Consider the following 22,166-nt stretch of genomic DNA (forward strand, 5'->3'; position numbering starts at 1 on the left):
AACGTAGACTCGCACGGTGAAGGTTCTGGCGGCGATGAGCGGTGGAGTGGACTCGGCGGTGGCCGCGGCCCGCGCGGTGGAGGCGGGGCACGACGTGGTGGGCGTGCACCTCGCCCTGAGCAGGATGCCCGGCACGCTGCGCACCGGCAGCCGGGGGTGCTGCACGATCGAGGACTCGATGGACGCGCAGCGCGCCGCGAACGTCCTCGGCATCCCGTACTACGTGTGGGACTTCTCCGAGCGGTTCAAGCTGGACGTCGTCGACGACTTCGTCGCCGAGTACTCGGCGGGCCGCACCCCGAACCCCTGCATGCGCTGCAACGAGCGGATCAAGTTCGCCGCCCTGCTCGAGAAGGCTCTCGACCTCGGCTTCGACGCGGTCTGCACCGGCCACTACGCCTCCCTCCGCACCGCTGCCGACGGCTCCCCGGAGCTCCACCGCGCGAGCGACGAGGCGAAGGACCAGTCCTACGTCCTCGGCGTGCTGACGGAGCAGCAGTTGCGGCACTCGATGTTCCCGCTCGGCTCCACGCCGTCCAAGGCGATCGTGCGCGCGGAGGCGGCCGAGCGGGGCCTCAGCGTCGCGAGCAAGCCCGACAGCTACGACATCTGCTTCATCCCCGACGGCGACACCCGCGGCTGGCTCGCCGAGCGCGTCGCCCCCGAGACCGGAGCGGTCGTCGATCGGGACGGCGCGGTGGTCGGCTCCCACGAGGGCGCTCACGGGTACACGGTGGGCCAGCGCCGGGGCCTGCATCTCGGCGTCCCCGCGCCCGACGGTCGGCCGCGCTTCGTCCTGGAGGTGCGGCCGGTGAGCAACGAGGTCGTCGTCGGTCCGCGCGAAGCGCTGCGCATCGGCGAGATCGCCGGCGAGCGGTTCACCTGGGCGGGCGCCGCTCCCGAGGACGCGGACGCGCCCTTCCGCTGCGACGTCCAGATCCGCGCGCACGCCGACCCGGTCCCCGCCTCCGCGGTGGTGTCGCACGTCGATGGCAGGGTGGAGCTCGTGATCACTCCGGACTCGCCGCTCGACGGCGTCGCCCCCGGCCAGACGGCCGTCGTCTACCTCGGCACCCGCGTGCTGGGCCAGTGCACGATCGACCGCACGGTCGCGGCCGACGCCGCGGTGCTCCGGTGAGCGCCGTCGAGCCCGCCGCCCGCGTCGAGGAGCTGCGGGCGCGGATCCGGTCGGCGAGCGACGACTACTACGCGGCCGACTCCTCGCCGCTGTCCGACGCCGAGTACGACGCCCTGGTGCGCGAGCTCGCCGCGCTCGAGGCCGAGCACCCCGAGCTCGCCGCCGAGGACTCGCCGACGCGGACCGTCGGCGGGATCGTCGGAGCGGGCCTCGCCCCGATCGACCACGCCGAGCGGATGCTCTCCCTCGACAACGTGTTCTCGGCCGAGGAGCTGCGCGAGTGGTGCGAGAAGACGGTGGCCTCGGCCGACCGCCCCGTCGCCTGGCTCACGGAGCTCAAGATCGACGGGCTCGCGATCTCCCTCCACTACGAGGACGGCCGCCTCGTCACGGCGGCGACCCGCGGTGACGGCCGCACCGGCGAGGACGTCACCGTCAACGCCCTCCGCGTCGCGGGCATCCCCGAGCGCCTCTCCGGCGAGGGCCACCCGGCACTCGTCGAGGTCCGCGGCGAGGTCTTCATCCCCGTGGCCGCCTTCGCCGAGCTGAACGCACTCCAGGAGACGCTGCGCGACGAGGCGGTCGAGGAGGCGCGGACCCGCTGGTCGTCCCGCCCGCCCGCCACCCGAGGCGTCTTCGAGGAGGAGAAGGCGCGCACGAGCGCACTGCGGCGCTTCCCGACCTTCGCCAACCCGCGGAACGCGGCGAGCGGCGGCCTCCGCCAGCAGCTCGACAAGAAGTCGGGTCTCGACCTGCGCGCCGGCGAGGCGCGCGTCGGCTCCCTCGCGCTCTACGTGCACGGCATCGGCGCCTGGCCGGACCCGCCTGTCGCGACCCAGTCCGAGGTCTACGGGCTCCTCTCCTCCTGGGGACTGCCGGTCAGCGGCCACAACCGCGTCTCGGCCTCGGTGGAGGAGGTGCTCGCCTTCGTCGACCGCTACGGCCGCGAGCGGCACTCGGTCGAGCACGAGATCGACGGCGTGGTCGTGAAGGTGGACGAGCTCGAGCTGCACGACGAGCTCGGCGCCACCAGCCGGGCGCCGCGCTGGGCGATCGCCTACAAGTACCCGCCCGAGGAGGTCCACACGAAGCTCCTCGACATCGTCGTGAGCGTCGGGCGCACCGGCCGCGCGACGCCGTTCGCCCAGATGACCAAGGTGAAGGTCGCGGGGTCCGAGGTGCGCCAGGCCACGCTGCACAACGCCGACGTGGTCAAGGCCAAGGGCGTGCTCATCGGCGACACGGTCGTGCTGCGGAAGGCCGGGGACGTCATCCCCGAGGTGCTCGGCCCGGTGGTGGAGCTCCGCGACGGCTCCGAGCGCGAGTTCGTGATGCCGACGCAGTGCCCCGAGTGCGGCACCACGCTCGCTCCGGCCAAGGAGGGCGACGTCGACCTGCGCTGCCCCAACGCGGAGTCCTGCCCCGCGCAGGTCCGCGGGCGCGTCGAGCACATCGGCAGCCGCGGCGCGCTCGACATCGAGGCGCTCGGCGAGGTCAGCGCCGCCGCCCTGACCCAGCCCCTGGTGCCCGCCGAGCCGCCGCTGCGGACCGAGGCCGGCCTGTTCGAGCTCACGGTGGCCGATCTCTTCCCGATCGAGGTCGTCGTCCGCGACTCCGAGACGGGTCTGCAGAAGCTCGACGCGAAGGGCGATCCGAAGGTCGTCACGCCCTTCAAGCGCAAGCGGCAGCTCGCCAAGGACGGCGCCTTCGACCCGGAGGCGGGAGCCTTCGCGGGGGACGCGGCCTCCGTGCCCTCCACCAACGCCCTCCGGCTGATCGAGAACATCGAGCGGGCGAAGACCAAGGAGCTGTGGCGTCTGCTGGTCTCGCTCAGCATCCGGCACGTCGGCCCGGTCGCCGCGCGCGCGCTGGCGGGCTACTTCGGCTCGCTCGACGCGATCCGCGAGGCGAGCCGCGACGAGCTCGCCGCGGTCGACGGGGTGGGCGGGATCATCGCCGACGCCCTGATCGCCTGGTTCGAGGTCGACTGGCACGTCGAGATCGTCGACCGCTGGGCCGCGGCCGGAGTGCGCTTCGCCACGCCCGGCCACCCCGGTCCCGGTGCCGCGGACGCCGCCGGCGGGGTGCTCGCGGGTCTCACGGTCGTGGCGACCGGCAGCCTGGAGGGGTACTCCCGCGAGGGGGCGCAGGAGGCCATCCTCGCGGCCGGCGGCAAGGCCGGCTCGAGCGTCTCCAAGAAGACCGACTACGTCGCCGCCGGTCCCGGCGCCGGCAGCAAGCTCGGCAAGGCCGAGGCCCTGGGGCTCCGGATCATCACCGCGGCCGAGTTCCACCTCCTGGTGACGGAGGGACCGGACGCGATCGCGCTGCCGGAGGAGGCGTCCGCCGACGCTCCGGAGGAGGCCGCCGCCGGCCCGGACGGGGACGTCGCCGGCGCATCGCGCTCCGACGCCTCGCCGGAGGACGACGCCGTGCCGGAGACCGACGCCGTCCCGGACGCGGCCGCCCCGAGCACGGAGGAGCCGACCGGGCCCGATGCCTGACGCGGGCGGCGGGGAGCGGCGTGCGTTCCTGCGCCGCTCCCTCGCCGACGCAGCGTCGCTCGCGCTCGACGCCGCGGTTAGGCCCACCCCCGCCGAGCGCCGGACCGCCGAGGTGCTAGGCCGGATCGACCACCTGGTCGTGCTCTCCTTCGCCGGCCGCAGCCGCGACCAGGTCCTCGGCGCGCTCGACGATCCGGACGGTCCGGTGTTCACCGGTGATACGGACGCCGTGATGACCGCGCCCGGCCCGGACGATCCTCCGGGCGCGCGCTTCGCCCCCGAGATGCTGCCGGTGCACGCGCTCCTCGCCACGGCCTTCGCCCGGGCCGACCACTGGCGCGCCGACGGCCGCGATCCGCTGCCGGCGGCCCTGCGCGCGGCCCGGGAGACCGGCACCGGCTGGGCTCTCGCGGTCGACGAGCGGCAGGGCGTCTCGACCACGCTCCTCGCCGATCCGGAGTGGCCCCACCGCGACCCGGGCGCCGCCGGCTCCCGCGGCGGGCGCCTCCTTCCCATCGACGCGCTGGCCGCCGAGGCCGCAGCCGGCACCCTGCCTCCGCTCGTCCTGGTCGAGCCGCGGTCCCTCGTCGATCCGGCCGACTTCGCCGACGCCGCAGCCGCCGGCACCGATCGATCCGCCGATGCGCGCCTCGCGGAGCAGCTGCTGCACGTCGTGTTCGACGCCGTCCGCGACGGGGAGCGGGCGGGGCGGCGGATGCTGCTCCTCGTCACCGCGCGGGGGAGCGCGGAGCGGCCCGGCACGGTGCCGGCGCTCGTGCTCGCCTCGGCCGTCCCCTCGGGTGCACGGATCGGCGTGCCGCTCGATCCGGAGACTCCCGCGCAGCTCGTCCGCGCCCGGGCGGGCGGGCGCCGGGCCCTCGTCGATCCGCAGGTCCGAGAGCTGGCCGCACTCCTCGGCGGTCCCGACCGGTCCCTCGCGCGCTGGCCCCGCACGGCGCCGGCGTTCGCGCCGCCCGCGCCGGTCGGGCGGCGCCTCCGCGACGCGGCCCGCCGCGCGCACGTCGACCCCGAGCCGGAGGCCGGACTGCTCGCCCGCGTTCGAGCCGCCGTCCCGGGCGCGTCGCTACACTCCGAGCAGGCGCAGGCGGCGCAGGAGAGGCGGCGGAGATGATCAGCGAGCGGACTCCCTCGGAGCACGACGACGGAGCTCCCCGCTCCCGCTCGCGCCGCCGCTTCCTGGCCGGCACCGCCGCCGCCGGAGTCGGAGGCGGAGCCCTCGCCGGCGGCGCGATCGGCGCGGCCGTCGCCTCCGGCCCCCGCCGCGAGGAGGAGCCGCGACTGCCCGCCCGCACGGAGCCGGGCTTCGACCACGTCGTCGTGATCATGTTCGAGAACCGCTCCTTCGACAACGTCCTCGGCCGCCTCTACGGACCGGACGACCTGCCCGCGGGCGAGAGCTTCGAGGGCCTCCTCCCCGACGAGCGGACGAACACCAGCGCCGGGGGACTGACCGTCGGCACGCACGTCTACGAGGGCGCCACCGACTCCGTGATGCGCCAGCCCGACCCGGACCCGGGCGAGGAGTACCCGCACGTCAACACCCAGCTCTTCGGCACGGTGGATCCGCCCGAGAACGCCGGCCGCACCGTCGGCGCCATGACCGCGCCCTTCAACGCGCCCGCCGACGCCTCCGCCCCGACGATGAGCGGCTTCCTCGAGGACTACGTCCAGCACCTGAGGGTGATGAAGAAGGGGCAGGAGCCCACGGCGGAGGAGGCGCGGACGATCATGGGCGGCTTCTCGCCGGAGATGCTGCCCGTCTTCTCCACCCTCGCCCGCGAGTTCGCCGTCTTCGACCAGTGGTTCTGCGCCGTCCCCTCCCAGACCTTCTGCAACCGGTCCTTCCTGCACGCGTCGACCTCGCACGGCTTCGTCACCAACAAGCAGGGCGGCGGCTACGAGAAGTGGCTCGCGGACGACCTGGCCGACGCGCCGACGGTGTTCAACCGCCTCGAGGAGGCGGGGAGGACCTGGCGCGTCTACTTCGACGCGCTGCAGGTGGTCTCCTACACCGGGTTCCTGCACGCGCCGGTGCTCGAGAAGTACTGGAAGACCCACTTCTCGACGATGGACCGCTTCTACGCCGACGTGGAGAACGGCGAGCTGCCCGACTACGCCTTCCTCGAGCCGCGGCTCGTCTTCGACCACAACGACATGCACCCGCCGACCGGCGTCCTGCACGAGGACGAGGTCGACGGCACGCCCGTCTACGACAGCGCGCTGTCCGACGTCCGCGCCGGCGAGCTGCTGCTGCACCAGGTGTACTCGGCGATCCGGGAGAGCGCGAGCACGACCGGCTCGAACGCGGTGAACACGCTCCTGCTGGCGACCTTCGACGAGCACGGCGGCCTCTACGACCACGTCCCCCCGCCGTCGGCGACTCCGCCGGGCGACGGCCGCGAGGGCGAGATGGGCTTCGCCTTCGACCGGCTCGGCTGCCGCGTGCCGGCGATCGCCGTCTCGGCGTACACGAGGGCCGGCACGATCGTGCACGACGAGCTGCACCACGGCGCCGTGATCCGGACCCTCAGCGCCCTGCACGGCCTCGAGCCGCTGACCGCTCGCGACGCCTCCGCCCCCGACCTCTTCGGGGTGCTGACGCTTGACGAGCCGCGGCAGATCGGCGACTGGCCGACCACGGTGCCGCAGTACCTGCCCCCGAACCCCGAGGCGGCACCGGCGCATCCGGCGCACGTGAACCGCGACAAGCCGCTGAGCCCGCCCGCCGTCGGCCTGATGGGCCTGCTGCTGGCCCGGTACGGCGAGCCCGGCGAGGACCTGCCGACCACCTACGAGGGGGCGTACAACGCACTCCTGAAGCACGGCGCCAGCCTCTTCGGCGGCTCCTGACGGGCGGGCGGCACGGGAGGAGGCGGTGCGGGCGCGCCGAGTAGACTGGCGGCCGGAAATCCCCCCGAACCACCAGACGGAGACGCATGTCCGAGATCACGGCCGACACGGTCGCCCATCTGGCCCAGCTGGCCAGGATCGACCTCACTTCCGACGAGATCGGGAGCCTCACCAGGGAGCTCGGCCAGATCGTCGACTCCGTGCGCGCGGTCCAGGCCGTCGCCACGCCCGACGTGCCGGCGACCAGCCACCCGATCCCGCTCGAGAACGTCTTCCGGCCCGACGTGGTCGGCGAGACCCTCACGCTCGAGCAGGCGCTCTCCGGCGCGCCCGAGCACGACGGCAGCCGCTTCCAGGTCTCCGCGATCCTGGGGGAGGAGCAGTGAGCGCGCACGGCGACGAGCTCGTCCGCCTCAGCGCGTCCGCCCTCTCCGAGAAGCTGGCCGACGGCTCGGTCTCCTCGGTCGAGGCCACCCGCGCCCACCTCGAGCGCATCGACGCGGTCGACGGAGCGGTCCACGCCTTCCTTCACGTCGCGCGCGAGGGCGCGGTCGCGTCCGCCGAGGCGATCGACCGCCGGCGGGCTGACGGCGAGTCGCTGCACCCCCTCGCCGGGGTGCCTCTCGCGGTCAAGGACGTCATCGTCACGAACGACATGCCGACCACGAGCGGCTCCCGCATCCTCGAGGGCTGGCGCCCGCCCTACGACGCGACCGTCATGCGCAAGGTGCGCGAGGCCGGGCTGGTCCCGATCGGCAAGACCAACATGGACGAGTTCGCGATGGGCTCGACCACCGAGCGCAGCGCCTACGGCCCCACCCACAACCCGTGGGACCTCGACCGCATCCCGGGCGGCTCCGGCGGCGGGTCCGCCGCGGCCGTCGCGAGCTACGAGGCGCCCCTGGCCCTCGGCTCCGACACCGGGGGATCGATCCGTCAGCCCGCGCACGTGACCGGCACCGTCGGCGTGAAGCCGACCTACGGCGGCGTGTCCCGCTACGGAGCGATCGCGCTCGCCTCGAGCCTCGACCAGATCGGCCCCGTCTCCCGGACGGTCCTCGACTCCGCGCTGCTGCACGACGTCATCGCGGGCCACGACCCGCGCGACTCGACGTCGCTGCGCGACTCCTGGCCCTCCTTCGCCGACGCGGTGCGCCGCGCCGACGTGACGGGCCTCCGGATCGGCGTGGTCAAGGAGCTCGACGGCGGCGAGGGCTTCCAGCCCGGCGTGCTGGCGCGCTTCCACGAGGCGCTCGAGATCCTTCAGGGCGCCGGAGCCGAGGTCGTCGAGGTGAGCCTCCCGAGCGTCGAGCACGCGGTCGCCGCCTACTACCTGATCCTCCCCGCGGAGGCCTCCAGCAACCTCGCCAAGTTCGACTCGGTCCGGTTCGGCCTCCGGGTCACGCCGGAGGGCGGCGGCACGGTCGAGCAGGTCATGTCCGCGACCCGCGAGCAGGGCTTCGGCCCCGAGGTCAAGCGCCGGATCATCCTCGGCACCTACGCCCTCTCGGCCGGCTACTACGACGCCTACTACGGCAGCGCGCAGAAGGTCCGGACCCTGGTGCAGCGGGACTTCGACGCGGCCTTCGCGGACGTCGACGTGATCGCCTCGCCGACGGCGCCGACGACCGCCTACCGCCTCGGCGAGAAGCTCGACGATCCGCTGGCGATGTACCGCGGCGACGTCGCGACCATCCCGGCGAACCTGGCCGGCATCCCCGGCATCTCCGTCCCCGCCGGCCTCGCCGACGAGGACGGGCTGCCCGTCGGCATCCAGTTCCTCGCTCCCGCCCGGGAGGACGTGCGCCTCTACACCGTGGGCGCCGCGCTCGAGGCGCTGCTCGAGGAGAAGTGGGGCCGCCCGCTCCTCGCGCAGGCCCCCGACCTGACCCACTCCGTGCTCTCCGCGACCGAGGAAGGTGCCGTCTGATGGCCTCCGCGCACACGTCCGCTCCCGAGCTGATGGACTACGACGAGGTCTTCGAGACCTTCGAGCCGGTGCTCGGCTTCGAGGTGCACGTCGAGCTCAACACGAAGACCAAGATGTTCTCGGACGCGCCGAACGAGTTCGGGTCCGAGCCCAACACGAACGTGACCCCGGTCGACCTCGGCCTCCCGGGCTCGCTGCCGGTCGTGAACGAGCAGGCCGTCCGCTACTCGATCAGCCTCGGCCTCGCCCTGGGCTGCTCGATCGCCCCGTCCAGCCGCTTCGCGCGCAAGAACTACTTCTACCCGGACCTGGCGAAGAACTACCAGATCTCGCAGTTCGACGAGCCGATCGCCTTCGAGGGCTCGGTCGAGATCGAGCTGGCCGACGGCTCGCTCGTGCAGATCCCGATCGAGCGCGCGCACATGGAGGAGGACGCCGGCAAGCTCACGCACGTCGGCGGCGCCACCGGCCGCATCCAGGGCGCCGAGTACTCGCTCGTGGACTACAACCGAGCGGGGGTCCCGCTCGTCGAGATCGTCACGAAGCCCATCTACGGCGCGGGGAAGAGCGCGCCCGAGTACGCGAAGGCCTACGTCGCGACGATCCGCGACATCGTGCTGGCGCTCGGCATCTCGGACGCCAAGATGGAGCGCGGCAACCTGCGCTGCGACGCGAACGTCTCGCTCCGCCCGATCGGCCAGGAGAAGCTCGGAACCCGCACCGAGACCAAGAACGTCAACTCGCTCCGCTCGGTCGAGCGCGCCGTCCGCTACGAGATCCAGCGCCAGGCGGCGATCCTCGCCGCGGGCGGCACGATCACGCAGGAGACGCGCCACTGGCACGAGGACACCGGCCGCACCTCCGCGGGACGGCCCAAGAGCGACGCCGACGACTACCGCTACTTCCCAGAGCCCGACCTGCTCCCGGTGGTGCCGAGCCCCGAGATGATCGAGGAGCTGCGCGCCGCGCTCCCCGAGAAGCCCGCCGACCGCCGCCGCCGCCTCAAGCAGGAGTGGGGCTTCACCGACCTCGAGTTCCAGGACGTCGCCAACAGCGGCCTGCTGGTCGAGATCACCGAGACCGTCTCCGCGGGAGCCGCTCCGCAGGCGGCCCGCAAGTGGTGGACCGGGGAGATCGCGCGCCTCGCGAACGCGGCGGGCGAGGACCCGGCCTCCCTGGTCACTCCGGCGCAGGTCGCCGAGCTCGCCGGTCTGATCGAGAGCGGCACGCTGACCGACCGCCTCGCCCGCGAGGTCCTCCAGGGCGTCATCGCCGGAGAGGGCACCCCGCAGGAGGTCGTCGACGCCCGGGGACTCGCGGTCGTCTCGGACGACGGAGCGCTCATCGAGGCGATCGACGCGGCACTGGCCTCGCAGCCCGACGTGCTCGCGAAGATCCGCGACGGCAAGGTGCAGGCCGCCGGTGCCGTGATCGGTGCCGTGATGAAGGCAATGAAGGGGCAGGCCGACGCTGCCCGCGTCCGCGAGCTCGTCCTGGAGCGCGCGGCCGGCTGAGCCGGTGCGCGGGGAGGTGCGGTCATGAGCGGTGGAACCGGCGACGCGCCCCTTCCCGCGCGGCTCGAGCTGCCGGCGGGCGCCCTCCTGCGTCCTCTCGTCTCCAGCGACGCGGACCTCCTGCACGCGGTGATCGGCGAGCAGAGACCGTGGCTCGCGGCTCTCCTCCGCGGGGACGATCCGGCCGCCCTGCCGTCGGCGTCCCTCGGCGAGGACGTGCGCGGTCTCCTGCGCCTCGAGGAGGAGTCGCGTGCGGGCAGAGCGCACGCGTTCCTGCTCGTCGGCCCGGACCGCACCGAGGCGCTGGGCGCTCTGAGCGTCCGGCCCGGCGGCGGCGACTCCGCCGAGGCCTCCTGGTGGGTCGTCCCCGCCGTCCGGGGCTCGCGGCTCGAGGAGGAGCTCGACGCCTACGCGCGCCGCTGGCTCCAGCAGCACTGGCCCTTCGACACGGTCACCACGCCCGACAACCACCCCGACGATCCCGCCTCCCTGGCCGGGGCGAACATCGTGGCGCTCGTGCCCGCCGCGCCGGAGCGCACCTCCCTCCCCGACACCGACGCCGCCTCGGCGGCGCTCCTCTGGGCGGAGTACCGCTCCGCGCATCCGGGAGTCGACGAGGCGCTCCCGCCGGTCGAGGCGTTCGGCGACAGCACGGCGATGGCGGACGAGCTGCTGGGCCTCGTGCGGCGCGGAGTGAAGACGGCCACGGCGTCCCTCGCCGAGGAGGGGGCGCCCGTCGCGGGTGACCACTGGATCGTCTGCGACGGCGCGGGAGCGGCGCGTGTCGTCCTCGTGACGGACGACGTGCGGACCGGTCCGCTCGACTCCGTCGACGACGCGTTCGCCTGGGCCGAGGGCGAGGGGGACCGCACGCGCGCCTCCTGGCTCGACGGCCACCGCCGCTACTTCGCCCGCGTCTCACCGGGCGGCATCGGCGACGTGGTCTTCGAGCGCTTCCACGTGGTCTGGCCGGAGGCCGACGCCGAGCGCGCCGCCGCCTTCGCCCGCTCGGTCGGAGCGTTCCGGCCCGAGGAGCTCGACGGGACTCCCGCGCAGACCTAGGGGGTTTCCCGGATGCCCCGCTCAGGCGCCCTGCGCCAGAGTGGAGTCATGGCTACTCTCGTGCGCCCCCGTCGGGGCAGGATCATCGCCGGCGTCTGTGCCGGTCTCGCCCGCCGATTCGGCTGGAGCCCCTTCGTGGTGCGTCTCCTGTTCGTGCTCTCGTGCCTCCTCCCGGGGCCGCAGATCATCGCCTACCTCGTGATGTGGGTGGTCATCCCGAAGCAGAAGTGACCGAGGCCTCCGCTCCGAGCAGCCTCTGAGAGAACGCTCAGCACCCGGAGCGGTGAGAGGCCTACCGTGGCGGTGTGCGTCCGTCGGGCGCCGAGGAGGAGATCATGGGATTCCTGGACCGACTGCTGGGCCGCGACGAGCAGCCCGAGAGCGCACGCCGCTCGACGTACGCGCCGCCGCAGGCCGCGGACCGCAGGCCCGAGTACGGCTCCCCTCCGGCGACGTCTCCGCGCACTGACGATGAGCGTGCCATCGAGCGCTACCGCTACCTCCTCCGCACCGCGCCGCCCGAGGCGATCGAGCAGGTGCACCGCGAGGCCTTCGAGCAGCTGACCCCGGAGCAGCGCCAGCAGGTCTTCCGAGAGCTCAGCGAGGGGGCCCCTGTCGGCGACGCGCCGAAGGACGACGACCCCCGCACGCTCGCCCAGTCCGCCACGAGGAGCGAGCTGCGCCAGCCCGGATTCATGGAGCGGCGCTTCTCCGGCGGCGGAGGCATGGGCTTCGGCGGCGTCCTCGCCTCCTCGATGCTCGGCACGATCGCCGGGTTCGCGATCGGCTCGGCCATCGCGGGCGCGTTCCTCCCCGACGCGGGAGGCGACTACGCCGGTGGTGACGGCGGGGGAGAAGCCTCGGCCGACGGCGGAGCGGATGCGGGAGGTGCGGACGCCTCCGGTGCGGACGCCGGAGACGGCGGCGGCTGGGGCGACTCCGGCGGCGGCGACTTCGGTGGCGGAGGCGACTTCGGTGGCGGAGGCGACTTCGGCGGGGGCGGCGACTTCGGAGGCGGCGACTTCGGCTTCTAGCCTCGTTGCAGAGGGCCCCCGATCACGGACAGTGGTCGGGGGCCCTCGCTCGTTCCGGGCTAGTCCTCGTCGGTCAGCATCGCCTTCACCTGGCGGCGGAGGACCTTGCCGATCATGCTCCGCGGCAGCTCGTCGACGACGGTGATCCGCTTGGGCACCTTGTAGGGCGTCAGCGCCTCCCGGACGGCCTTGCGGGCGGCTGCGACGTCGAGCTGCGCGCCCGGCTCCAGGACGACCGCCGCCGCCACGGACTCGCCGCTGCGCGGATCGGGCAGGCCGACCACCGCCACCTCCTTGATCTCGGGCAGGCGGAGCAGCACCTCCTCCACCTCGGACGGCGAGACGTTGAAGCCGCCCGTGATCACGAGCTCCTTGATCCGGTCGACGATGCGCACGAAGCCGTCCTCGTCGATCGTCGCGATGTCGCCGGTGCGGAACCAGCCGTCGCCGGTGAAGGTCGCCGCCGTCTCGTCGGGCTTGCGGTGGTAGCCCCGGAACACCTGCGGACCGCGCACGACCAGCTCGCCCTGCTCGCCGGTCGCCACCTCCGTGTCGGGATCCTCGGGGTCGACGATCCTCACGTCCGTGCCGGGCAGCGGAAGCCCGACCGTCCCGGCGCGTCGCGTCGGACCGACCGGGTTGGCCATCAGGACCGGAGAGGTCTCCGAGAGGCCGTAGCCTTCGACGAGCGTGCCTCCGGTCAGCGCCTCGAACGAGTCGACCAGCGCCGGGTCGAGCGGCATCGCGCCGGAGATGGCGATCTCGATGCCGCGCAGGGAGACGCCCCGCTGCTGCGCGCTGCGCGCCAGGCGTTCCGCGATCGGCGGAACGGCCGGGAGGAAGGTGGCGGGGTGCTTCTTGACGACCTTCAGCACCAGCTCCGGGTCGAACTTCGGGAACAGCACCAGGCGCGCGCCCATGCTCATCGCGAAGGTGAGGCAGAGCGTCAGCCCGTAGGCGTGGAACATGGGGAGCACCGCGTAGACCACGCAGTCGCCGCGGCGGACCGTCGGCACCCAGGCGCGCGACTGGGCGGCGTTCGCCGTCAGGTTCGCGTGGGTCAGCTCGGCGCCCTTGGGCGTGCCGGTCGTGCCGCTCGTGTACTGGATGACCGCGAGGTCCTCCGCGACCGGGCGCGGGTGCGCCGGGTCGATCCGCCGCCTCAGCAGCGACTCCCACTCGATCGCACCGCGGACCGGCCCGGTCAGCGCGGCGCGCGACTCCCGGGCCTTCTTCAGCGGCAGGCGGAGGGCTGCGCGCATCGAGGCGGGCATCGCGCGGGTGAGGTCGACGGCGACGACGGTCTCGACGCCGAGATCGGCCGGGAGGTCCTGCACCGTCGGCACGACGCGGTTCCAGGCGATCGCGACACGAGCGCCGTGGTCCTCGAACTGGTGGCGCAGCTCGCGCGGGGTGTAGAGCGGGTTGTGCTCGACCACCACGGCGCCGAGCCGGAGGACGGCGTAGAAGGCGACGACGTGCTGCGGGCAGTTCGGGAGGACGAGGGCGACCGGATCGCCCGCGCGGACGCCCAGGCGGCGGAGGCCCTCGGCGGCCCGCTCCACCTCGTCGGCGAGCTGGGAGTAGCTGGTCGAACGGCCGAAGAACTCGAGCGCGACCTGGTGGGGATAGCGCTCGGCCGACTCGGTGACGATGTCGACGAGCGAGCCGGTCGGGAGCTCGAGCTCCGTCGGCACGCCGGGCGCGTAGCTGCGGATCCAGGGGCGGGGCGGGTGGGTGCTCACCCGCCCCACTCTAGGAGGAGGGGCCGGGGCTCAGGCTCCCTGAGCCACCGCGTCCTCGATCGGGGTGGGACCGGAGACGATCTCCCACGTCTTCGCGATGGAGGTCGGCTGCGCCAGGGCGGCGATCACCGTCGCGGCGACGTCCGCTCGCGGGATGCTCCCCTTCTCGACGGAGGTGCCGAGCGTGATCGTGCCGGTGCCCTCGTCGTCCGTCAGCCCGCCCGGGCGGAGGATCGTGTAGTCGAGGCCGGAGTCGCGCAGTGCCGCGTCGGCGTCGCGCTTGGCCTCGACGTAGGCCTTCCAGCCCTCCTCCGTGTCCTCGGGGAGCGGCTCGTCCACACCGATCGCACTGACCTGCACGAAGTGCTGGACCCCGACGATCGCGGCGGCCTTCTGGCTGAGGACGGACGCCCCCAGGTCGACGGTGCGCTTGCGCTCCGGGCCCGAGTCGGGTCCGGCTCCGGCGGTGAAGACCATGCCGTCGACGTGGCCCAGCGCCTCGGCGAAGGCCTCGGGCGTCGTGTCCTCGAGGTCGTGCACGAGCGGCTCGCCGCCCAGCCGGACGATGTCCTCGGCGTGATCGGGGTTGCGGATCACTCCGACCGACTCGTGGCCGGCGTCGTAGAGCAGGTGCAGGATCTGCTGCCCCACCTTGCCGTGGGCTCCGATGACGGCGATGCGTGTCATGGACGTTCCTCTCCTCGTCGGGGCGGGTCGCCCCGTGTTCGTGGTCCCCTCCATCCTGCCGCGGCGTCCCTGGACGCCCCCAGGCCTTGACGGCGTCCGGGCGCCGGGCCGTCAGGCGGCGAGGCGGTCGTCGCGTCCGGTGATGGCGAGCAGGCGGCTCTGGAGGGAGGCGGCGTCGTCGACCGGCACGGGCGCGGCGTAGAGGCCGCTCGCGCGCAGGGTCTCCTCCTGGGGTGCGAAGAGCTCCCAGACCGCTGCGACGAGCTCCTCGTCCAGCCGCTCGTCGCTGCCGGTCGCGCGGGCGAGGTCCCAGGCGTGGACGGTCACATCTGCCGTCTGCTCCTGCAGCAGCTCGACGGCGCTGACGGTGTCGCGCCCCAGCTGCACGGTCGCCGCCGGGTCGACGGTGCGGACAGCGACGCGCAGGCGGTCGGTCACGCGGCGCCACTCGCTCCTCAGATCGGTGGCGACCGACTCGAGGCGCAGCGCCGACTCGTCGCCGCCCGAGAGGAGCGTGTGCGCGCGCTGCTGCTCGCGGACGACGTGCAGCACCAGAGCGCGCGTGTCCCACTCGGTGTCGGGCGTGGGGGCAGACCAGTCCTCGACGGCGCTCAGCCGGAGCTCGAAGGCGCGGTGGGCGCGGTCCTGCAGATCGAGCCAGCGGCTCATCTCGGCGCCGGGGCCGGTCTCGGTGGCGGTGGGGGAGTCGGGCTGCTCGTGCGTCATGGTCTCTCCGGAGCGTCGTGGTGCTCGGGTCAACCGCGAGTGGTCGGCGCTCATTCCCGGCCGGCCCGGGCGCAGCGGCCGGGAAGCCGATGTCGGTGGTGGGTGCGATCATTTCCGGAGGTGTGGTCGAGCAGGACGGAGCGGCGTGAGCAGGCAGGACGGCACGGCGTGAGCGAGCAGGACGGCACCGCGTGAGCAAGCAGGACGGCACGGGGCGGCAGGTCACGACCGAGCCCTTCGACGACCCGCGCGCGAGCATCATGCACATCGACATGGACGCGTTCTTCGCCTCCGTCGAGCTGCTCGACCGGCCGGATCTGCGCGGGAGGCCGGTCATCGTGGGCCACCACGGAGCGCGCTCCGTCGTCACAGCGGCGACGTACGAGGCGCGCCGCTACGGCGTCAACTCGGCGATGCCCATGGCGGTCGCCCTCCGCCGGTGCCCGCAGGCCGTGGTCCTCGAGCCGCACATGGAGCGCTACCGCGAGGCCTCTCGCCGCGTCATGGCGATCTTCGACTCCTTCACGCCGCTGGTCGAGCGTCTGAGCATCGACGAGGCGTTCCTCGACGTCGCGGGTGCCCGCCGCATCTCGGGCTCACCGTTCGCGATCGGCACCGAGATCCGCCGCCGGGTGCACGCCGAGCTCGGGCTGACCTGCTCGGTCGGGATCGCCAGCACCAAGTTCGTCGCCAAGCTCGCCTCCGGCCGCTCTAAGCCCGACGGTCTGCTGGTCGTCCCCGCCGACGGCGTCCGCGAGTTCCTCGATCCGCTGCCCGTGAGCGCGCTGTGGGGAGTCGGCGCGAGCACGGAGGAGGCGCTTCTGCGCCGCGGTCTGCGCACCGTCGCCGACGTCGCGACCACGCCGCTGCCGTCGCTGGTGTCCGCCCTCGGCGAGGCGACCGGGAGGCGCCTGCACGCCCTGGCGAACGGGGTGGATCCCCGGCCGGTCGACACCCGCCAGATCGAGAAGAGCGCCGGACACGAAATCACGTTCGCCGACGACGTGGCCGACCCCGAGCTCGTCCGTCGTGAGCTGCTGCGGCTCTGCGACAAGGTCGCCGTGCGGATGCGCCGCTCGGGAGTGCGCTGCCGCACCGTCGCGGTGAAGGTGCGCTTCGGCGACTTCAGCACCCTCACCCGCTCCCGCACGCTCGTCGAGGCGACGGACGTGGCCCGCGTCCTCTACGAGGCCTCCTCCGCGCTGCTCGAGGCGGCCAACCCGATGCGGCGGCCCGTGCGGCTGATCGGCGTGCGCGGCGAGCAGCTTGTCGAGGGCGACGACGTCGCGTTCTCCCTGTGGAGCGACTCCGACGACTGGCGCGACGCGGAGCTCGCGGTCGACGGCGTGGCCGCCCGCTTCGGTTCCGGGGCCGTGCGTCCCGCCTCGCTCCTGTCCCGGTCGGCTCCCGAGTCGGCCAAGGGGATCGACCTCAGCGACACGCTCGCTACGCGGAACCGATCGTCAGACTGATCGGGCGGTGGTCGGAGCCGTTCGGCGGCAGGACCGCGACGGTCGCGGCGGTGACGCCGTCGGCGAGCGCGTGGTCGAGCGAGACGAGCGGCAGCAGGGACGGCCAGGTCGCCGGGAAGCCGACTCCACCCGTGCGGACGAGACCCGCCTCCGCCAGCACCGGAGCGAACAGGTGGTCGTCCGTCGGCGTGTTGAAATCGCCGATGACCAGTGTCCGCTCCGACGCGTCGTCTCGAAGAGCGGTGGCGAGGTTCGAGAGCATGGTGTCCCGCTCCTCGTGGTCGCCCGGCCGGAACGAGGCCAGGTGCACCACGAACAGGCGCGCGCTGCCGACCGGCGTGTCGACGTCGACGGCGAGCGCGCGCTCCCAGCCGAGACCGAGGTCGAGCGGCTCCTCGTCGGTCAGCTCGGTCCGGCTCCAGACGCCGACGGTGCTCGAGACGGACGAGTACGGGTACTCGTCGGCCAGCTCGGCGTCGACCGCGTCCACCGCGTCTCCGTCGAGCTCCTGCAGCGCGATCACGTCGGGGCCGCGGGCGGCGAGCGAGGCGGCGAGCCCACCGGCGTCGCTGCTCGTCTCGATGTTCTGGCTGACGACGGTGAACGAGCCGGAGCGCACGGCCGGCGCCGGAAGCGCGACCGGCAGCACCAGCACGCCGTAGACCATCGCCAGCACGGTGACCGCGGCCGCCGTCCGGCGCGACCGGAGGGCCGCCGCGGCCGCGATGAGGAGCAGCACGACGAGCCCCGTCCACGGGATCCCGACCTCGAGGACCGACAGCCAGCCGATCGGATCGGGCAGCGCGCGGTGGAAGGCGAGGAAGGCGGCGAGCACGAGGCTCGCGACCGCCACCGCGGCCGAGCGCACGGGGCGGCGGCGGGTGCGGGCGGACATCCGTCGATCATGACAGCAGGTCCCCGGAGGTCCATGGACGAGTCCTGTGCGCCCCGGCGGGCCGCTTGTCGCCGCGGAGAGCCGCGGAGTACCGTCGCACCATGCCCAACATCGCAGTCTCCCTGGCCGACACCGTCACCACCGCGGGTACCGCGACGATCTACGGCGAGCCCGTCACCGTCGACGGCGTCTCGCTCGTCCCCGTCGCCCTCCGCTGGTTCGGTTTCGGCGGAGGAAGCGGCTCCGAGGACGGCCAGGAGGGCGGCGGCGGAGGCGGCGGCGCCACGGTCATCCCGATCGGCGCGTACATCAAGGACGACCTCGGCCTGCGGTTCCAGCCGAACGTTATCTCGGTCCTCGCCGTCGGCATCCCCTTCGTGTGGGTGACCGGCAAGGCCCTCGCGCGCATCATCCGCGCCCTCAAGAAGTAGCCGGAGCGGCCCCGCGTCAGCTGGCGCGCTGCTGGCGCGCGTGGTACCACTTCTTCTTCGTCCGGCCGAAGCCGACGATCAGACGCTCGGCGTCGTCCGGCCGGCGGGGGTCGTAGATCACCGCGGCGGGCTCACCGGCCATCCACGCGTCCCCCCGCTTCAGCGGGTACTTCTGCGCGCGCTTCTCCACACCCTCGGCAGTCCGGTAGACGACCAGGAGCCTGCCCAGATCCCGTGCCGAATCGCGATCGCCGCGTGCCGGATCCGGCCCGACGACGCGCGCCGGCACCCGCGTGCCGTAGCTGAGCAGCTCGCGGCGGATCCGCGCACGGCGCTGCCAGAGCAGGGCCTGCAGCAGGACGATCAGCAGCACGGCCAGGACGACGACCACCGACCACGACATGACGTCTATGATTGCCGACGAACACGGGAGTCCGGTGCACCGGGCTGAGAGGAAGGCAGCAGCCTTCGACCGTCGAACCTGATCTGGGTCATGCCAGCGAAGGAACGTTTCGATCTCCTCTTACCAACCCGTGCCCTCCATTCGCTTCCACGAAAGGGCACGTCAGTGCAGAACACGAACGCGCAGAACACGTCAGTGCAGAACACGAACGCGCAGAACACGAACGCGCAGAACACGAACGCGCAGAACCTCACCTCCTCCGCCCCGGCCCGGCGCGATCTGCGCTGGCGGGTCGTCGACATCGTGGTGGCGAGCGTCGTCGCCGTCGCGAGCGGGATCGTCTTCTGGGCCTGGGGCCTGGCGACGAACGTCCTCGGCCTCGCCTTCGAGTTCCTGCCCGGGCTCGGCGGGCTCCTCGGCGGCGGCTGGCTCTTCGCCGGCGTCCTCGGCGGCCTGATCATCCGCAAGCCCGGAGCCGCGCTCTACACCGAGCTGGTCGCCGCGGCCGTGTCGGCTCTGATCGGCACCCAGTGGGGCTTCACCGTGCTGATCTCCGGACTCGTGCAGGGACTCGGCGCGGAGATCGTCCTGGCGCTCTTCCTCTACCGCAGCGGCCGTCCGCTCGTCGCGATGCTGGCCGGTGCCGGTGCCGGGCTGGCCCTCGCGATCAACGACCTGCTGTCGTACTACGCCGTCAACGACGCGCTCTTCAAGACCGTCTACGTCGTCTCCTCGATCGTCTCGGGCGCGCTCCTGGCCGGGCTGCTGTCCTGGTTCGCGGTGCGGGGGCTCGCGGCCTCGGGAGCGCTGGACCGCTTCGCCTCCGGGCGCGAGGGCCGGACGGTCGAGGGAGCCGGCGCGGGCGCTCGATGAGCGGCGCTTACGTCCGGGCGCGGGGCTGGAGCTGGCGGCACGCGGGACGCTCCCGCGACGCCCTCTCCGGCCTCGATCTCGCGCTGGAGCCGGGGGAGCGCGTGCTGCTCCTCGGCCCCTCCGGCGCGGGAAAGAGCACGCTGCTGCACGCCCTGGCCGGCGTCCTCGGCGGGGAGGAGGACGGCTCCGCGGCGGGCGAGCTCGAGATCGACGGAGCCGCGCCGCTCACCCGGCGCGGTGTCGCGGGACTCGTGCTGCAGGATCCGGACACTCAGGCGGTCCTGGCGCGGGTCGGCGACGACGTCGCGTTCGCCTGCGAGAACCTCGGCGTGCCGCGCGAGGAGATCCCCGCGCGGGTGCGGGAGGCACTCGGCGACGTCGGGCTCGACGTGCCATTGGACCACTCCACCTCGGCGCTCTCGGGCGGGCAGAAGCAGAGGCTCGCCCTGGCGGGTGTGCTCGCCATGCGTCCGCGGCTCCTGCTCCTCGACGAGCCCACCGCCAACCTCGATCCGGACGGTGTACGCGAGGTGCGGGCGGCGGTGGAGCGCACGGCTGCCCGCACGGGGGCGACGCTGATCGTCGTCGAGCACCGGGTCGACGTGTGGGTCGGCCTCGTCGACCGGGTCGTGGTGCTCGGGCGGGACGGCGCGGTCGTCGCCGACGGCGCTCCGGTCGAGGTCCTCGATCGAACGCACGACGTGCTCCGCGCCTCCGGCGTCTGGCTGCCCGGTGACACCCCCGCCCGGCGCGGGGCGAGCGTGCTGCCCTCGCCCGCCGCCCTGAGCGCGCACGACCTCGCCATCGGCCGGCCCGTCCTCGGGCGCCGCCGCTCGACCATCGTGGCCTCGGGGCTCGAGCTCGCCGTCGACTCCGCGCGGGCCACGGCCGTGCTGGGACCCAACGGCGCGGGGAAGTCGACCCTCGCGCTCACGCTGGCCGGTCTCCTGCCGCCGGTCGCGGGGCGGGTGACCGCCTCCGAGTCGCTCCGCGCCGGTGCGGGCCCGGAGCCGATCCGCTGGACCTCGGCTCAGCTCGCCGGACGGATCGCGATGGTGTTCCAGGAGCCGGAGCACCAGTTCCTCACCGCTCGCGTGCGCGCCGAGCTCGCGCTGGGCGCCCGCGACGAGACAGAGCGGCATCGGGCGGAGGAGCTCCTGGAGCGCCTCGGCCTCGCGCACCTCGCCGACGCCAATCCGTTCACCCTCTCCGGAGGCGAGAAGCGGCGCCTGGCCGTCGCGTCCGCCCTCACCCGGTCGCCGTCCGTACTCGTCCTCGACGAGCCGACGTTCGGGCAGGACCGCCTGACCTGGGAGGTGCTCGTCGACCTCCTCGCCGAGCAGCGCGACGCGGGCACGGCGGTGCTCGCCGTCACCCACGACGAGGCGCTGGTCGCCGCCCTCGCCGACTCGGTCGTCACCCTCGGCGCCCGCGAGGCTGTGTCGGGATGACGCTCCTCGACTCCGTTCCCGCGCGCAGCCGGATCGCCCGGGCCAACCCGGTCGCCAAGCTCCTCGCCAGCCTGGTCATCGCGTTCGCGCTCCTCCTCACGGTCGATGCGGTCTCCGCGGCGACGGCGCTGGCGCTCGAGCTGCTGGTTCTGCCCTTCGCGGGGCTCCGGGCGGGTGAGCTCGTGCGGCGGACGGCTCCCGTCTGGATCGCGGCTCCGCTCGCCGGCCTCTCGACTGTCCTCTACGGGCGTGACAGCGGCGCCGTCTACGCGGAGTTCCTCATCGTCTCGGTCACGGAGGGATCCGTCGCCCTCGGGCTGGCCATCGCGCTGCGCGTCCTGGCGATCGGACTGCCGAGCGTGGTCCTCATCGCCACCACCGACCCGACCGACCTGGCGGACGGCCTCGCGCAGATCCTGCGACTGCCCTCGCGCTTCGTGCTCGGCGCTCTCGCCGGCATGCGGCTCGTCGGTCTGCTCGTCGACGACTGGCGCACCCTGTCGATGGCCCGCCGGGCCCGCGGGGTCGCCGACGGCCGCGGGCCCGTCGAGGCGCTCCGCAGCCTCGCGGCCCGCACGTTCTCGCTGCTCGTGCTGGCCATCCGGCGGGGGAGCAGGCTCGCGACGGCGATGGAGGCGAAGGGCTTCGGCTCCGGCGTCCCGCGCACCTGGGCGCGGCAGTCGCGCCTCGGAGCCGGCGACCTCCTGCTGCTCGCGGGCGGAGTGCTGATCGCTGCCGTCGCCGTGACCGCCGCCGTCGTCACCGGCTCCTGGAGCTTCGTCCTGCATGGCTGAGCGGATCCTGCCGCTGACGGATCACACGGCGAGCGACCTCGCCCGCTCCGTGATCGCGCGGCGTCGTCGGACGGTGCTGCTGGACGGACCGAGCGGCTCCGGCAAATCGACGTTCGCGCGCGCGCTGGTCGAGCAGCTCCGTCTCGCGCTGGCGGCACCGTCGGTCGCGCTCGTGCGGATGGACGACCTCTACCCCGGCTGGACGGGCCTGGACCGGGCGTCGCGGGAGACGGCCGGGACGCTCGTCCGCCCCCACGGCCTCGGCCTCGCGGCGCACTGGCGGCCCTGGAACTGGGCCGCGGGGACGACGGCCGGGCGCCGCGCCGTCCGCGAGAAGCTTCTGGTGTTGGAGGGCTGCGGATCGGCCGGCGCCGCCGCGCGCCGCCACGCCGATCTGGTGGTCTGGCTCGAGGCCGACGACGAGGTGCGGCGCGTGCGCGCGCTCGAGCGCGACGGCGAGCTCTTCGCTCCGCACTGGGACGCCTGGGACCGCGACTTCCGCTCCTACTGCGCTCGGGAGCGGCCCCGGGAGAACGCCGACCTCGTGCTGGACACGGGCGGCGGGGGAGCGGTGCGCGGCTGAGGGGTCCCCTCCGAGCGCGGCGACGCGCGGATGCCGGTGAGAGGCTCGCCCTC

The 22,166-nt window shown here is 73.6% G+C and carries 21 protein-coding genes and 1 riboswitch; of the genes, 16 read left to right on the plus strand and 5 right to left on the minus strand.

The genetic code is table 11. The annotated features are described in order from the left end of the window. Window positions 1-16: 16 nt before the first annotated feature. From mnmA to C5C44_RS08320, 10 genes are all read left to right on the plus strand, one after another. Window positions 17-1,138, plus strand: a complete 1,122-nt coding sequence (gene mnmA / locus C5C44_RS08275) for a tRNA 2-thiouridine(34) synthase MnmA (RefSeq protein WP_181028759.1) — start codon at window positions 17-19, stop codon at window positions 1,136-1,138. Next, window positions 1,135-3,642 (plus strand): NAD-dependent DNA ligase LigA, encoded by a 2,508-nt coding sequence (gene ligA / locus C5C44_RS08280; RefSeq protein ID WP_146084319.1) that lies wholly within the window; start codon window positions 1,135-1,137, stop codon window positions 3,640-3,642. The genes mnmA and ligA overlap by 4 nt, the downstream gene beginning before the upstream one ends. Next, window positions 3,635-4,774 (plus strand): hypothetical protein, encoded by a 1,140-nt coding sequence (locus C5C44_RS08285; RefSeq protein ID WP_104250545.1) that lies wholly within the window; start codon window positions 3,635-3,637, stop codon window positions 4,772-4,774. The genes ligA and C5C44_RS08285 overlap by 8 nt, the downstream gene beginning before the upstream one ends. Next, a complete protein-coding gene (locus C5C44_RS08290) occupies window positions 4,771-6,513 on the plus strand; it encodes an alkaline phosphatase family protein (RefSeq protein WP_104335672.1) in 1,743 nt (580 codons plus the stop codon). The genes C5C44_RS08285 and C5C44_RS08290 overlap by 4 nt, the downstream gene beginning before the upstream one ends. 86 nt (window positions 6,514-6,599) lie before the next feature. Further along, window positions 6,600-6,899: an Asp-tRNA(Asn)/Glu-tRNA(Gln) amidotransferase subunit GatC gene (gene gatC, locus C5C44_RS08295; protein WP_104223877.1), complete on the plus strand. Its 300-nt coding sequence runs from the start codon at window positions 6,600-6,602 to the stop codon at window positions 6,897-6,899. Continuing rightward, entirely contained in the window at window positions 6,896-8,443 is a 1,548-nt protein-coding gene (gatA, locus tag C5C44_RS08300) for an Asp-tRNA(Asn)/Glu-tRNA(Gln) amidotransferase subunit GatA (protein ID WP_104247609.1), read from the plus strand. The genes gatC and gatA overlap by 4 nt, the downstream gene beginning before the upstream one ends. Then, window positions 8,443-9,957: an Asp-tRNA(Asn)/Glu-tRNA(Gln) amidotransferase subunit GatB gene (gene gatB / locus C5C44_RS08305; RefSeq protein ID WP_104283580.1), complete on the plus strand. Its 1,515-nt coding sequence runs from the start codon at window positions 8,443-8,445 to the stop codon at window positions 9,955-9,957. The genes gatA and gatB overlap by 1 nt, the downstream gene beginning before the upstream one ends. Before the next feature lie 24 nt (window positions 9,958-9,981). Then, entirely contained in the window at window positions 9,982-11,019 is a 1,038-nt protein-coding gene (locus C5C44_RS17000) for an ASCH domain-containing protein (RefSeq protein ID WP_104335673.1), read from the plus strand. A gap of 48 nt (window positions 11,020-11,067) precedes the next feature. Further along, entirely contained in the window at window positions 11,068-11,250 is a 183-nt protein-coding gene (locus tag C5C44_RS08315) for a PspC domain-containing protein (protein WP_104223873.1), read from the plus strand. 104 nt (window positions 11,251-11,354) lie between these two features. Continuing rightward, window positions 11,355-12,053 carry a hypothetical protein gene (locus tag C5C44_RS08320; RefSeq protein WP_104335690.1) on the plus strand — a complete coding sequence of 233 codons (699 nt, stop codon included), beginning with the start codon at window positions 11,355-11,357 and terminating at the stop codon, window positions 12,051-12,053. Between the two features lie 59 nt (window positions 12,054-12,112). On the opposite strand, the gene C5C44_RS08325 is transcribed toward C5C44_RS08320, so the two are convergent. From C5C44_RS08325 to C5C44_RS08335, 3 genes are all read right to left on the minus strand, one after another. Next, window positions 12,113-13,798 carry a long-chain-fatty-acid--CoA ligase gene (locus C5C44_RS08325; RefSeq protein WP_104308734.1) on the minus strand — a complete coding sequence of 562 codons (1,686 nt, stop codon included), beginning with the start codon at window positions 13,796-13,798 and terminating at the stop codon, window positions 12,113-12,115. 30 nt (window positions 13,799-13,828) lie between these two features. Beyond that, complete coding sequence (locus C5C44_RS08330) at window positions 13,829-14,485, minus strand: SDR family oxidoreductase (protein ID WP_104223727.1); 657 nt, start codon at window positions 14,483-14,485, stop codon at window positions 13,829-13,831. Between the two features lie 111 nt (window positions 14,486-14,596). Further along, on the minus strand, window positions 14,597-15,211 hold the full coding sequence (locus tag C5C44_RS08335) for a TIGR03086 family metal-binding protein (protein WP_258059445.1): 615 nt from the start codon (window positions 15,209-15,211) through the stop codon (window positions 14,597-14,599). Window positions 15,212-15,402: 191 nt separating this feature from the next. Here C5C44_RS08335 and dinB point away from each other — a divergent pair, with 191 nt between their 5' ends. Continuing rightward, window positions 15,403-16,683 carry a DNA polymerase IV gene (gene dinB, locus C5C44_RS08340; protein ID WP_104226745.1) on the plus strand — a complete coding sequence of 427 codons (1,281 nt, stop codon included), beginning with the start codon at window positions 15,403-15,405 and terminating at the stop codon, window positions 16,681-16,683. Here the strand turns inward: dinB and C5C44_RS08345 are convergent. Then, complete coding sequence (locus tag C5C44_RS08345) at window positions 16,658-17,578, minus strand: endonuclease/exonuclease/phosphatase family protein (protein WP_104335674.1); 921 nt, start codon at window positions 17,576-17,578, stop codon at window positions 16,658-16,660. The genes dinB and C5C44_RS08345 overlap by 26 nt on opposite strands. Before the next feature lie 101 nt (window positions 17,579-17,679). Between C5C44_RS08345 and C5C44_RS08350 the strand changes: the two genes are divergently transcribed. After that, window positions 17,680-18,009 carry a hypothetical protein gene (locus C5C44_RS08350; protein ID WP_104223724.1) on the plus strand — a complete coding sequence of 110 codons (330 nt, stop codon included), beginning with the start codon at window positions 17,680-17,682 and terminating at the stop codon, window positions 18,007-18,009. A gap of 16 nt (window positions 18,010-18,025) precedes the next feature. On the opposite strand, the gene C5C44_RS08355 is transcribed toward C5C44_RS08350, so the two are convergent. Next, on the minus strand, window positions 18,026-18,412 hold the full coding sequence (locus C5C44_RS08355; protein WP_104335675.1) for a DUF3592 domain-containing protein: 387 nt from the start codon (window positions 18,410-18,412) through the stop codon (window positions 18,026-18,028). Window positions 18,413-18,426: 14 nt separating this feature from the next. Beyond that, window positions 18,427-18,534, plus strand: a riboswitch (TPP riboswitch). 43 nt (window positions 18,535-18,577) lie between these two features. Here C5C44_RS08355 and C5C44_RS08360 point away from each other — a divergent pair. Genes C5C44_RS08360 through C5C44_RS08375 form a run of 4 tightly spaced genes read left to right on the plus strand, consistent with a single transcriptional unit; the run spans window position 18,578 to window position 22,113 of the window. Continuing rightward, entirely contained in the window at window positions 18,578-19,285 is a 708-nt protein-coding gene (locus C5C44_RS08360; protein ID WP_374953969.1) for an ECF transporter S component, read from the plus strand. Further along, the gene (locus C5C44_RS08365) at window positions 19,282-20,736 is read left to right on the plus strand and encodes an ABC transporter ATP-binding protein (protein WP_104335676.1); all 1,455 of its coding nucleotides are present in this window, start codon (window positions 19,282-19,284) and stop codon (window positions 20,734-20,736) included. Before C5C44_RS08360 ends, C5C44_RS08365 begins: the two co-directional genes overlap by 4 nt. Further along, window positions 20,733-21,530 (plus strand): energy-coupling factor transporter transmembrane protein EcfT, encoded by a 798-nt coding sequence (locus tag C5C44_RS08370; protein WP_104223720.1) that lies wholly within the window; start codon window positions 20,733-20,735, stop codon window positions 21,528-21,530. Before C5C44_RS08365 ends, C5C44_RS08370 begins: the two co-directional genes overlap by 4 nt. Further along, window positions 21,523-22,113: an AAA family ATPase gene (locus tag C5C44_RS08375; RefSeq protein WP_219827841.1), complete on the plus strand. Its 591-nt coding sequence runs from the start codon at window positions 21,523-21,525 to the stop codon at window positions 22,111-22,113. Before C5C44_RS08370 ends, C5C44_RS08375 begins: the two co-directional genes overlap by 8 nt. Window positions 22,114-22,166 lie beyond the last annotated feature (53 nt).

The organism is Rathayibacter sp. AY1F6, assembly GCF_002932035.1.
Taxonomy (GTDB): Bacteria; Actinomycetota; Actinomycetes; order Actinomycetales; family Microbacteriaceae; genus Rathayibacter.

Coding starts and splice junctions, on each gene's coding strand:
- C5C44_RS08350 (WP_104223724.1), top strand. CDS start 17,680: ATGCCCAACATCGCAGTCTCCCTGGCCGACACCGTCACCACCGCGGGT.
- C5C44_RS08290 (WP_104335672.1), top strand. CDS start 4,771: ATGATCAGCGAGCGGACTCCCTCGGAGCACGACGACGGAGCTCCCCGC.
- C5C44_RS08375 (WP_219827841.1), top strand. CDS start 21,523: ATGGCTGAGCGGATCCTGCCGCTGACGGATCACACGGCGAGCGACCTC.
- C5C44_RS08330 (WP_104223727.1), bottom strand. CDS start 14,485: ATGACACGCATCGCCGTCATCGGAGCCCACGGCAAGGTGGGGCAGCAG.
- C5C44_RS08285 (WP_104250545.1), top strand. CDS start 3,635: ATGCCTGACGCGGGCGGCGGGGAGCGGCGTGCGTTCCTGCGCCGCTCC.
- C5C44_RS08370 (WP_104223720.1), top strand. CDS start 20,733: ATGACGCTCCTCGACTCCGTTCCCGCGCGCAGCCGGATCGCCCGGGCC.
- gatB (WP_104283580.1), top strand. CDS start 8,443: ATGGCCTCCGCGCACACGTCCGCTCCCGAGCTGATGGACTACGACGAG.
- C5C44_RS17000 (WP_104335673.1), top strand. CDS start 9,982: ATGAGCGGTGGAACCGGCGACGCGCCCCTTCCCGCGCGGCTCGAGCTG.
- C5C44_RS08320 (WP_104335690.1), top strand. CDS start 11,355: ATGGGATTCCTGGACCGACTGCTGGGCCGCGACGAGCAGCCCGAGAGC.
- C5C44_RS08315 (WP_104223873.1), top strand. CDS start 11,068: ATGGCTACTCTCGTGCGCCCCCGTCGGGGCAGGATCATCGCCGGCGTC.
- C5C44_RS08345 (WP_104335674.1), bottom strand. CDS start 17,578: ATGTCCGCCCGCACCCGCCGCCGCCCCGTGCGCTCGGCCGCGGTGGCG.
- C5C44_RS08365 (WP_104335676.1), top strand. CDS start 19,282: ATGAGCGGCGCTTACGTCCGGGCGCGGGGCTGGAGCTGGCGGCACGCG.
- C5C44_RS08355 (WP_104335675.1), bottom strand. CDS start 18,412: ATGTCGTGGTCGGTGGTCGTCGTCCTGGCCGTGCTGCTGATCGTCCTG.
- C5C44_RS08335 (WP_258059445.1), bottom strand. CDS start 15,211: ATGACGCACGAGCAGCCCGACTCCCCCACCGCCACCGAGACCGGCCCC.
- gatC (WP_104223877.1), top strand. CDS start 6,600: ATGTCCGAGATCACGGCCGACACGGTCGCCCATCTGGCCCAGCTGGCC.